Origin of the sequence: Archangium violaceum (assembly GCF_016859125.1) — a bacterium.
GTDB classification, from domain to species: domain Bacteria; phylum Myxococcota; class Myxococcia; order Myxococcales; family Myxococcaceae; genus Archangium; species Archangium violaceum_A.
Genome location: NZ_CP069338.1, coordinates 1,684,685 through 1,696,413, shown reverse-complemented (window position 1 = coordinate 1,696,413; position 11,729 = coordinate 1,684,685). Strand labels below are relative to the sequence as shown.

Sequence of the window (11,729 nt, the reverse complement as noted above, 5' to 3'; positions counted from 1 at the left end):
GTTCAGGGTGCTGGAGCGCCGCTCGGCTGGAGCTGCTCCACCCGCTGCTTCAGCAGCGGATCATCCGGCACCGCCAGGCCCAGGGTGACATAGGAGAGCTGGTGCGCGCGCCCGCCGGTGGGAGGCTTCACGTCCAGCTCCGTCTCGAGCTGCCGCAGACGGCCCTCCAGCTCCACGATGGTGCTCGTGAGCTCGCCGCGTGTCTGCTCATCCCGGGCGCTGGCCAGCCGCTCGTGGGCCCGCTGGAGGTTGTCCTCCACCACGCGCAGCTGCTGGCGGGCGCGCGTCCCCGAGCCCAGGTCCACCGAGGGTCCCGGTCCATCCACGCTCAGCTCCAGCCGCGTCACCTGCTTGCCGAGCTCCCCCGCGGGGAAGACGGCGGCGTGGCTGCCCACCAGCTCGCCAATGCCGATGCCCTTCGCGTCGTGGGACTGCACCACGAAGTCCACCGTGTCCCCGGCCAGCAGGGCCAGCTTCACGGCCTGCTGGTAGGGCACCGCCGCCAGCACCACCACGTCCACCTTCCTGCCCTGGCGCAGCCGGCGGGCCTCGGCCAGCGCGGCCTCCACAGGGGGGCCGCCCTTCAACCCGGGCTCACCGGCCGGTGTGCCCTCGGGGGACACGCCCACCACGCCCAGCTTCAGTCCTCCGGCCTCCAGCACCGTGGAGGCCGCGAAGGGGGCCTTGCCCGCCTTGTCCACCAGGTTGGCGGACAGCAGCTTCATCTTCTGGCGCCCCCGCGTGGCCTTCTGGAGCCAGGACAGGCCCCGCGACAGGTCGCGCTCTCCCACCGCCATGGCCACGGTGCCCTGCGCCTCCATCTGCTCGAGCACCAGCTCCGCCCGCTGTTGGAGCAGGTCCTCCTCCCGGCGCGTGGGCTCGCGGAACAGCGCGTTGCCCGCGTCCATCAGCACCACCGGCAGGCCCCGGGCCCGCTCCGCCTCGAGGGCCATCTTCCTCCGGGCCAGCCCTCCCTGGGGTTCCTGCTTGCAGCCACACGGGGCGATCTCCCCCCGGTTGTCTCCCGTGAAGAGCAACACCAGCCGCCGGGGCTCCGCCCGGGCCCCCAGGGGCATCAGCAGTAGCAAGGCCATCACCATCAGTGTGTGTCGGGGCTTCACTTCTTCTCCTGGAGAGTCGTTGCAGCTGAAACTTGTTTTCTGGGGCAGGCTCGGAAGCCTTTCTTAAACCACAAGCCGAGATTTGATCATTTTCTCTGAATCTTGTGAAAGTCGGGCCTCCCCCTCGGGAAAGGCAGCGTTTCAATGCGTACGATTTTCGGGAAGACGGTTGTTGCTTTGGGTGCGCTCGCGGCGATGACCGGCTGTGGCCCCATTGATGAGGCGGAGCGGTCCTCCGACGACATGGTGGATGCGGAGGCGGTGGCGGACCCCCGCAACACTGCGGCAACCCCGACTTCGAGCCCGAGGAGGTCGCGCGAATCGAGGCCCACTTCGAGTCGGCGCAGGTGAAGCAGGCGATGGCCGGCCAGGTGCACGCCATGGCCGTCTCCATCCCCGTGTACTTCCACGTCATCCGTGACTCTTACGGCAACGGCGGGGTGACCACGACGCAGATCAACAACCAGATCACCGTGCTCAACAACGCCTACTCGGCGGCGGGCTTCAGCTTCTACCTGGCGGGGACGGACTACACCAACAACTCCACCTACTACACCTGCAGCGGCGGCACCTGCGAGACGAACATGAAGAACGCCCTGCGCAAGGGCACCGCCACCGCGCTCAACTTCTACACCAACAACATGGGCGGCGGGCTGCTCGGCTGGGCCACCTTCCCCTGGAGCTACTCCAGCAATCCGAAGATGGATGGTGTGGTGGTGCTCCAGGGCTCGCTGCCCGGCGGCTCGGCCACCAACTACAACCAGGGCGACACCGGCACCCACGAGGTCGGCCACTGGATGGGCCTGTACCACACGTTCCAGGGCGGCTGCACCAGCCCCGGTGACAGCGTGAGTGACACGCCGTACGCGGCCTCGTCGGCCTCCGGGTGCCCCACCGGCCGCGACACGTGTACGTCGACCGGTCTGGACCCCATCACCAACTTCATGGACTACACCTACGACTCCTGCATGAACACGTTCAGCGCGGGCCAGAACAGCCGCATGAACAGCATGTGGACCACGTACCGCGCGGGCAAGTAGCCGCCCCGGACCGGGACTCCTGTTCCGGACACGAGCAGCGGGCCTCCCACGCGAGTGGGGCCCGCTGTTTGTCCTTTCAGCCCAGCATCCGTTGGATGCTGATATCCAGCTGGCTGCGCACCAGGCCCAGAAGGCTCTCCGTCGCGAGATGGTCATGCTTCAGCTGGGGAGCCAGCTCCGCGCGGACGCGCTCGAGCAGCTGCTCGCGGGCACTGGCGACCTTGCGCGCCACACCGGAGCGTGAGTCGCCGTACATCAGCGCGAGCCGGTCCATGGTGAAGCCATGGAAGTGGTGCAGGCGCAGCAGGGCGCGCTCTCGCTCGGGAAGCGCCGCCACCGCCTTCCGGAGCGCCTCGATGAGGAGCTGGCGCGCGTCCTCGCGGAGCAGATCGTTCTCCGGGGTACCCGAGGCCAGCATCCGCGCGAACGCCTCAGGGGGCTCGGTGACGAGGACCTCGCGCCCGTTGCGGTCCACCAGCTCACCGGCGATGCGCGCGGCGGTGATGCCTACCCAGGTCAGCAGCGGTCCCCGGCCTCCGTAGCTCGCGATCCTCGGAGGTGACTCCGCGCTGCCCACCAGCAGCCGCTCGCGGAGCACTTGCAGGACCTCTTCCACCATGCTCGGTGACAACGCCCCGAGCCGTGCGGGGATGTGCCGGAGGATGTTCTGCTCGAAGGCCCGGAGGGCCGAGGGCTCCCCGGTGGCGCACGCGCACGCGAGGTACAGGTCGGCGCCGTTGAGGATGCGCAGCACCTCGGGGGCTTTTCCCGCGGGCAGGTGCCGGGCCAGGTGTCGCACGAAGGCCTCGGCCGGGAGCTTCAACGTGGGCCATGCATTCCGCGCCGCCTCGACGTGCTTGTGCAGCAGCATCTCGAGCCCTTCCACGGTCTCCAGCTCCGCGCGTCGCTCCGGCGGCACGCCCGCCCGCAGCAGCGCCGCCAGGGGGTCTGTCTTTCGTTCCTCGCTCATCGCTTTCCCTCTCGCCGCTGCCAGGCGAGCACCTTCTGGAGACCCATCTGGCCCCGGGCGCCCAAGGACTCCAGCCGCGTCCGGGCTTCCTCGGCCATCGCGAGCGCACGCGCCCGGTCCGGCGTCGGGCGCGTTTCCATGAGCGCTCGGGCCAGCACATAGGCGGTCTTGGCGGCGATCAACGGGTCTCCGACCGCACCCGTTTGGGTGAGTATGCTCCAGGCGCGCTCGAGGAGCGGTACGGCCTTGTCCGCGGCGCCCAGCTCCACATACGCCTCTCCGGTACAGGTCAGGGCGCTGGCGCCCGCCTCGGACTCCGAGTTCTGGGCCTTCTCGGTGAGCTTCCGCGCACGCTCGCAGTACTCGAGTGCCTCCTTCGGCGCCTTGGTTTCAATGGCCACCTCGGCCAGGGGGAGTAGCACCGACACCGCGCCCGCCCCCTCAGGGCCTTGCGACTTCTCCATCAGCATCAGCGCGTCCAGCAGATCGCGCCGTGCCTCGGGGTAGTGGCTCGAGAACAGGTGCGCATACCCCCGGATCATCAGTGGCAGGGTGGCGCGTGGGGTGTCCGGACCCATCGAGCGCCGGATCCGTTCCAGGGCCTCGGTGGTGAGGGCGATCGTCTTGTCGTGCTGGCCCGCCTCGCCGTACACCATCGCTTGCTCCACGAGTGTTTCGACGACCATGAAGTGGTTGGGTCCACTGGCGCCCTCGAAGAGGGTGCGCGCCCGCTCGAGCTGGTGCTGCGCCTCCTCCAGCCGGCCGTCGACGCGCAGGTTCACGGCGAGGTTCAGGAGCAGGTTCGCGAGGGCGGTGTTCTCCGGGACGGGAGATGCCTCCTGGAGGGCCAGGGCTTTGCGCTGGATGTCGATGGCCTCGGCACGCCGGCCCAGCTGCATGTAGACCGAGGCGACTCTGTTGTAGGAAACAACGAGGACCGGGTTGTCGGGGCCCAGCAGGCGCTTGCGCATCTCGAGGGCCTGGAGGTGGAGCTCCAGTGCCTCCTTGTAACGCTGCTGGCGAAAACGGATCCGGCCGAGCACGTGGAGGAGGCTGGTCGTGCGGAGGCTGTCCGGGCCATTCCTCCTTCGTGAGAACTCCAGGCCCTGGAGCGCCTCCTGCTCCGCCTCGGCGAGCTTTTCTTGTTGATCCCGCAGCGAAGCCAGGCGGAGGTGCAGGTCCGTCGTGATGTCGGGGAAGCGCTCGCGCCCCAGCCGCTCGACGGAGGCCTGGGCGTGCCGGACGAGCTTCTCCGCGTCCTCTGGGCGGGACAGCGACTCGCCCACCACCCAGATGAGCTCCAGCCAGGCACGCGCCACGGTCTCGTCGTCACGCCCGGCCTCGGCGGCCCACAGGGCCTGGTAGAGGAACTCCTCCGCCTCCTTCGGTTTGTCGTTCTCCCCGAGGAGCTCACCGTGGGTCAGGAACACCTCCGCCGCCAGCGGCTTGTAGTCGAGCCCCTTGAGCTCCTCGAGGAGGGCCGACGTCACCGCGAGGCCGTCAGGGTAGCGGCGCGCCACGCGGTGGGCCCGGGCCTGCGCCAGCTTGTGCCGCGCCTCTTCCACGCGGGAGCGGAGGCTGTCGGGGGGCTGAGGGCGGCTGGAGAGTCCGGGCGAGTCCCGGCAGCCGGTGAGCCCCTCGAGGGAGGCCGTCAGTTGGGGCGCATTCTGCACCGTCAGCGCGTCCGCCTTCTCGAGCACCTCGGTGGTGGCGGCGAGCTGCCAGAGCCGCGTGTCGAGGCACGCGGCGGTCTGCCAGGCGGAGGCGTCCGGGGTGTCACTGCCCGCGGCCAGGCAGGCCTCGGTCCGCAGCGTGCGCCACTGGTCGGCGTAGGCGTCCAGCACCGACGCGAGCCGCTCCCAGGCCGACGCGGCGTAGGGGGCGCCGGTGGCGAGGAAGGCGGCACGCACCCGCTCTCTCCGAACGGGGCTCCAGGCCGCCGCGAGCTTCTCCACCTCCTGTTCGCAGCGGGCCTCGCGCCGTTGCGACACCCCGTAGGCGGCAAGGGCGCCCAGGATGCCGGCCACGGTCGCCGCGGCCACCACCCGCGTGAGCATCCGCCGGGGAGGGTTGAGGGCAGCCAGCAGGGGCTCCATGGAGGGGAAGCGCTCACCGGGCTCGGCACGCAGTCCCCGGAGCACCGCGCGCCGCACCCAGGCGGGCACCCTCACCTCGCGCGCGGGCGGAGTCACCCGGCCCTGTTGCACGGCGTCGGCCAGCTCCCGCAGGGTGTCTCCCTGGAAGGGACGCACGCCGAAGAGGGCCTCGTAGAGGGCCACGCAGAAGCTGAACTCGTCGGAGCGGGCGTCGGCACGCTGGCCGCGCAGCAACTCCGGAGCGAGGTAGGCGGGGGTGCCCAGGACGAAGCCCGTCCGGGTGAGCCGTCCCATGGGATGAACAGGCGCCTCGAGGTTCACCCGTGGTGAGGGGCCGTCCTCCTGGTGGAGCAGACGGGCGATGCCGAAGTCCGTGACGTACACCCGGCCATCGCGCCCCAGCAGGGCGTTGGCGGGCTTGAAGTCGCGGTGCACCAGGCCGGCGGCGTGCGCGGCGGCAAGTCCCCGCCCGGCGTCCAGGAAGACGCGCAGCACCTCGCGCCAGGGATGAGGCTGTTTCATCCACTCGGCCAGGGTGGTGCCGTCGACCAGCTCCATGGCCAGGAAGATGCCGTCGCCATGGGTGCCCACGTCGTAGAGGGTGACGACGTTGGGGTGGGAGAGGCGGGCCAGGGACTGGGCCTCGCGCAGAAGCCGCTGCTGCAACTCCTCGCGTTGGTGCCCCTCGGGACGCAGCACCTTGAGGGCGACGCGGCGGCCCAGCTCCGGGTCATCCGCGGAGTACACCACGCCCATGGCGCCGGAGCCGAGGCGCTCGCGTACCACGTAGCGGGAGACGGAGGAGCCGGGGGCCAGAGGCGGAGGGGTGAGCTCCTCGGCGAGCGCCGAGGGGCTGGCCAGGGCCCGGGCCCCATCACCCGCGGCCAGCACCCACTGGCAGTCGGCACAGTGCTCCACGTGCGCCAGGACGTGAGCTCTGTGCTCCTCGGAGAGCACTCCCGCCAGGAAATCACTCAGCGTCGTTTCTTGGGGGCACGTTTTCATGGGGCGAGATGGGTGTGCACGCGAGGGACCGAAAGATTTTTGGGACGCCGACCGGGTCCTTCCCTCTTTTACCCCCGAATGCCCGGGGCAGCCCTTGCAGGGTTGCCTTGCACTGGGAGTGGAGATTGCGTCCGCCTGAATTTTTGAAACCTGCTGGTACCTCCGCTCTGCTCCCGTACGGGCCAGGCCCGCGCTCCTCCCTCTCCCCCTGGGAGAGGGTCGGGGTGAGGGTATTTCATCTCCGTGTTCCTCATCCCGCTGCGAATCGCGGCACGTCCGTGCCCCATCGCCGCCCGCTGTCTCGCGCTCCCGTGTGATGACGCACTCCAGGAGGGGAAGACCCTCACTGCAGGCACGGCCCTGCTCCAACCATCGCTTGTCAATTCGTCGGAAGTGTCTTGGGGCAGGGGACGCGAGTTGCTCGCTTCCCCTGAGATGTTCCTTTGATGTCATGTCAAAAGCTTGCATGGTCGCGGCACGTCCGTGCATGTCTTTGTCTGCGTTTCCAGTCCGCCCATCGGAAATGCCATGGAAATCAATGGAGGAAACATCTGTTCGCCTCCATTCGACAAAATAAACATCAATTCCACACAGGAGAGGGTTTCGCCATGGGGAAAGTGGCACCAGCCAGTGGTGGTTCTGGCGCTTCGAAGGTGAACACGGCCGATGAGGCACGCCGCGCCGAGGAGGCTCGACAGCGAGCGGAAGCCGCGCGCCGGGCCGTGGAGGCAGCGCGCAAGGCTGAGGAGGATGCACGTCGTGCCGCCGAAGCCGCTCGCGAGAAGAAGGCCGCGGCGGAGAAGGTCGCTGCTGACGCGCTGAAGGCCACGCAGAAGCCAGGGCAGACACCCGAGGCCGCGCGGAAGTCGAAGTCGGACGCCGTCGTCGCCGAGAAGAATCGCCAGCAGGCCACCGAGAACGCCGCCGCCGCCGAAAAGAAGCTTCAGGAGGCCGAGGAGAAGGTGGTCCTGACGGCGAAGCGGGCCCAGGACGCCATGGGCAAGGCGAACACGCTGGCCACGCGGGAGAAGAAGACGCCGCCCTTCACCCAGAAGGACATCAACAGCGTCAAGCCCAAGGCCAACGAGCTGGCCTCGGCCTTCGAGGGCACCAGCCGCAAGGCGGAGCTGGAGAAGCTGCTGGGCACCGCCGCCCCGAGGAAGTCCGAGTCCGCGCGCAAGCCCGAGAAGGGCGAGAAGCCACCCGAGTCCCTCGACGCCGTGGACGCGAAGGATGTGCGGGAGACCTCCAATCTGGTGAACGGGCAGTTGTACACGGCGCCCTCGGGCACGAAGTACCAGGTGAAGACGAACGCCACCACGGGCGAGACGGTGCTGTCGGACGCGGCGGGCGGCAATACCGTCACCATCAAGCCCGACGGCAGCTACACCTCCACGGTGACGGCGAAGGAGCCGACGAAGTCGGGGGGCACGCTCGAGACGACGTGGACGAAGTCCGTGGACGCACAGGGCAGGACGACGGGGCTGGAGTCGCGCAAGAGCCAGACGGAGCAGCACCCGGAGACGGGGGCCACCACCACCACGTCCACCACGCAGTACGACGCCACCAGGTCTCCTCCCGTGCCGCGCTCGCGCACCGAGGAGGTGCGCATGGAGAAGCCTCCGGCGGCGCTGGCGCAGCGGAAGGGGATGCCCCAGGGCCCGGCGACGGTGAAGACGGAGACGCAATTCAACGCGCAGGGCCTGCCGACGAAGCAGGTGAAGACGACGCAGGTGCAGACCCCGGGCTTCAATGCCGGCGCGGTGAGCGCCTTCGAGGCCGGCCAGGACTCGGCCCTGCGCAATGCCTCCAAGGGGGAGGACCACCACAAGACGAACAACGCCCCCACGACGCTCAAGCCGGGCGAGTCCAGCCTCACCCTCACGGAGGAGACGCGCTTCAACGCCAAGGGCGAGCCCGCCGTCTCCACGCGGAAGACGGAGTCGGTGGCCACCGAGGCGTTGAAGTCAGACAGGAATGGCAACGGCGTGCAGGTGGTGCGCAACCAGCAGGAGGTGACGCGCGGGCCCAAGGACGCAGCCTCCACCGACACGTTGCCCGCGCTTACGCCGAAGACGCCCGGCACCGTCAACAATCGCACCACGGTGACGGGGTATGACCCGGACGGAAGCCTCATCGGCGAGGGCCATGCGAGGCGCTCGCAGACGGTGTCCAGGTCCTCCGGCACGGTGGACGGCTATGGCCGGCTTCAGCTGAAGCACGAGCCTACCGAGGTGAAGGGCCTCCAGGAGGCCAGCGACAACCGGTGGATGTATGACCACGTCGCCTTCGAGGTGGGGGCGGACGGCAAGCGGGTGCAAGGCAAGGAGCCCCGGCAGCTGGACAAGGAGCGCCAGCTCCCCTGGTACGAGGACATGACAGACGCCATTGGCGACTGGATGGGGGACCTGGCGGACACGGCGGGCGAAGCCGTGGACGGCGTCGCCGACGTCGTGACGGCGCCGCTGGAAGAAGCGCTGACGGACGAAATCAAGAAGCTCAACAGCGCGGGAGACTCGCTGACGCTCAGTGGAAACCTGGACGTCAAGGTGGGGCCGAAGGTGGGTATCGAGGGCGAGGTCGGAATCGAGCGCACCGAGGACGGCAAGTACCAGCTGTCGGCGGAGGTGACGGCGGACGTGGGCGTGGGTCTGCTGGGCTCGGCGTCGTTGGGTGTCGGTGGGCGCATGGAGTGGAAGTTCAACACGCCGGAGGAGGCGGCGAAGGCGGCGCTCATCCTGGGCAAGGGGCCCGGGGCGTTCATGCCGGGAAGTGAGGACAACAAGTTCCTCATGGACCACTTGTCGGCGGTGGAGGCGACCGTCAAGGGGGAGGTGGAGGCGGGTGTGGGAGGGAAGGCCGGCACGGGAGGAGCGGAGCTGTCGGCCAGCCTGGAGGCGGCGGGGAGCCTGCGTTTGGAGTTCGACAAGGGCAAGCCGACGCACCTGGTGAAGACGGTGGAGTTCTCGGGCTCGGGCGCGGCGGGAGTGGCCACGGGGCTCAAGGACAAGGCGGGCCTCAACGTGGGCGGAGATGTCAGCGGCTCGGTGAGTATCGAGACGAAGACGCCACTGGATGCCAGCAAGCTGGACGGCAAGGACGTGCTGTCGCTGCTGACGGGAGGCAAGAGCGGCGCGGCCGCGGGGCCCTCGGAGACGAGCATCACCGTGGAAGGCTCGGTGGACGCGGGGGAGCACGGTCAGTTCTTCACGGCGGAGGTGAGCGGGCTGAGCGATGAGGAAGTGAAGGCGGTGACGGATAAGTTGAAGGGCGGCAAGTTCGAGAGCGCCTTCGAGGACCTGAAGAAGGAAGCGAAAGTCACCAAGGGGACCTTCAAGGACCGCGAAGCCGGGCTGGGGGCGAAGCTGGTGGTGGTGGACTTCGAAGTCAACGCGCGGCACCGCGACGTGACGGCGGAGGGAGGCAACGGCAACGGCAGCACCACTGTCAGCCTGGGCAGCGGGAAGCGGCGAGGGGGCAGCGACGGAGCGTCGGGGAGCAATGGCTCGAAGGGTGGAGCCAATGGCTCGACGGGCCCCAACGGCTCGACGGGCAACACGCCGACGGGTGGGGCAGACAAGCCCGCTCGGAAGCCGGGCGACACGAAGACGGGTGAGGCGGACAAGCCCGCTCGGAAGTTGGGCGACACGTCGACGAACGGAAACGGGCAGCCTGGCTCGAGGACGGGAGGGCCGGAGCAGGCCGCGAAACCATCTGGGAACGCGACGACGAATCAGCCTCTGCCCACGGAGTACCGGGTGAACCCCGCCACGGGCCAGCTCGTCCCCGTGACGCCCCAGGAGGGCGGCCCGTCGCGGTCGGGACGGGTCGAGCGGCCCAGCACCCCGGGGACTACCTCGGAGACCCGTCCCGCGCCCACGAAGGAGCAGGGCGACACAAGTGCGCCTTCCGGGCGTCGCCGCCCCGTGCCCGTGGAGAGGAACCCCGAGCTTCCCGGCCGCACCACGCTCGTGCGCTACAACGACGGCAAGGTGCGCATCGAGGCGGGGCCGGACGCGACGGACGCGGACATCCAGGCGCACATGGAGACGGCCCGCATCCTCCAGCGGTACGAGGGGGCCGTCGGGAAGGTGCGTCAGCTCATCGACAAGGTGAAGCAGGCCATTACCGGCATGCCGGGCTACGGCAGCCAGGGCTTCGAGTCACGGTTGGAGGTGAAGAAGCTCTCCAACATCCTCAAGAGCCTGGAGACGACACAGGCGCAACTCAACGCGAGTATCACAGGAGTGACGGGCAACCCGACGCCCGCGACCGCGGAGCAACGAGCGGATCTCGAGCGACAGATTGCCAGTGTGGAGGGGCAGCTTCGTACCCACGAGGCGCAGATCAACTCCCTCTCGTCGGGCCGTGGATACGTCGCTCGGGAGGACGAGCTGCGGGCACCACCCACGAGCGCCAACAATCGGCCTCTGGACCCCCATGTCCAGGCAGCGGTGAACACGGCGTGGATGAACCTGACGTCAGCGGAACACGCGAAGCTTGGTGCCGTGATCGAAAGCAAGGGGTTCGCCGGGCTCGAACCGGCGAAGCAGGAAAAGTTGATTGCCCTGTTGGGGGGCAGCAACACGCAGATGTCGAAGCCAGCACGTGACAAGCTCTTCAAGCAAATGGATTTGGGGTATCTGGATCCCGAAGAGCAGGAGGCCGAGGACCAGACAGAGTATCTGAAAACGTACGTGACCCTCCGCCTCCCCAATGAGTCAAACAAGTCCACCAGCCCCGACGAACCAGAGCCGCTCCAGGGCGCCACTGGCATGCCCAAGAAAATACAGACATCTGGGTATGCGCAATGGTATGACGCCCATCGTCTGCCTTACAAATATAAGGAAATCAAGGCCAGCGAGCAGTCGAGAGGTAAACTCCAAATCTACGAGGTGAGCATTGGCGGCGATCGACCCCTTATCGTCACCATGCCTCCGGAAGGGACGAAAGCCAGGCAGCAGGTGCCAGAAATCGAAGAGATCGCCAAGGGGCTGGCGGCCCTGCCCCCCTGGGCTCGCAAGCTCGTCACAAAGGTGAATGTGGACCCGAATCCCTCCGCTGTGAACCAGGCGAGCGGAGAGCAATTCCAGATAAAGGACTTCGAAGCCTTCATGACGGCCAACAGAAAAGGGCACGTCACCATCCACCAGTCCGCCCCCCAGGCGGAAATCGATGGCACCTTGGTCCATGAATTGGCCCACACACTTTCCAAGAGGAAGTGGCTGCTGGAAACGAAGAAGAGGGCGGATTTGAACAAGATGTGGGCGGCCTGGGATGCGGCGGCAATAAAGGATGGCGTCGCAGCTTCTCGATACGCGACGAAGGCAGTGGGCGAGGACTTCTGTGAGACGGTCGCGCTCTATGATCAGGTTCGAGGCACTCCCCAGGAGGCGGAGATCCGCGCGCTGATGCCGGAGCGGTTCAAGCTCCTCGACGCTCACTTTCCTGAACTGACCGAGCAGGGACGATAGCGCAAGAGACCTCGCCATTTCTG

The 11,729-nt window shown here is 68.0% G+C and carries 5 protein-coding genes; 2 read left to right on the top strand and 3 right to left on the bottom strand.

Features of this window, described 5'->3' with window-relative positions:
* Nucleotides 1-2 precede the first annotated feature (2 nt).
* Nucleotides 3-1,121, bottom strand: coding sequence for a 5'-nucleotidase (locus JQX13_RS07150; RefSeq protein ID WP_239014594.1), 1,119 nt, complete (start codon nt 1,119-1,121; stop codon nt 3-5).
* Between the two features lie 347 nt (nt 1,122-1,468).
* On the opposite strand from JQX13_RS07150, the gene JQX13_RS07145 reads away from it, so the two are divergent.
* Nucleotides 1,469-2,161: a zinc metalloprotease gene (locus JQX13_RS07145; RefSeq protein ID WP_239014593.1), complete on the top strand. Its 693-nt coding sequence runs from the start codon at nt 1,469-1,471 to the stop codon at nt 2,159-2,161.
* A 76-nt stretch (nt 2,162-2,237) separates the two neighbouring features.
* Here the strand turns inward: JQX13_RS07145 and JQX13_RS07140 are convergent, their stop codons facing one another.
* Nucleotides 2,238-3,131 (bottom strand): RNA polymerase subunit sigma-70, encoded by an 894-nt coding sequence (locus JQX13_RS07140; protein WP_203408301.1) that lies wholly within the window; start codon nt 3,129-3,131, stop codon nt 2,238-2,240.
* Nucleotides 3,128-6,232: a tetratricopeptide repeat protein gene (locus JQX13_RS07135; protein ID WP_203408300.1), complete on the bottom strand. Its 3,105-nt coding sequence runs from the start codon at nt 6,230-6,232 to the stop codon at nt 3,128-3,130. The genes JQX13_RS07140 and JQX13_RS07135 overlap by 4 nt, the downstream gene beginning before the upstream one ends.
* A 608-nt stretch (nt 6,233-6,840) precedes the next feature.
* Here JQX13_RS07135 and JQX13_RS07130 point away from each other — a divergent pair.
* The gene (locus JQX13_RS07130; protein ID WP_203408299.1) at nt 6,841-11,706 is read left to right on the top strand and encodes a hypothetical protein; all 4,866 of its coding nucleotides are present in this window, start codon (nt 6,841-6,843) and stop codon (nt 11,704-11,706) included.
* Nucleotides 11,707-11,729: the final 23 nt, after the last annotated feature.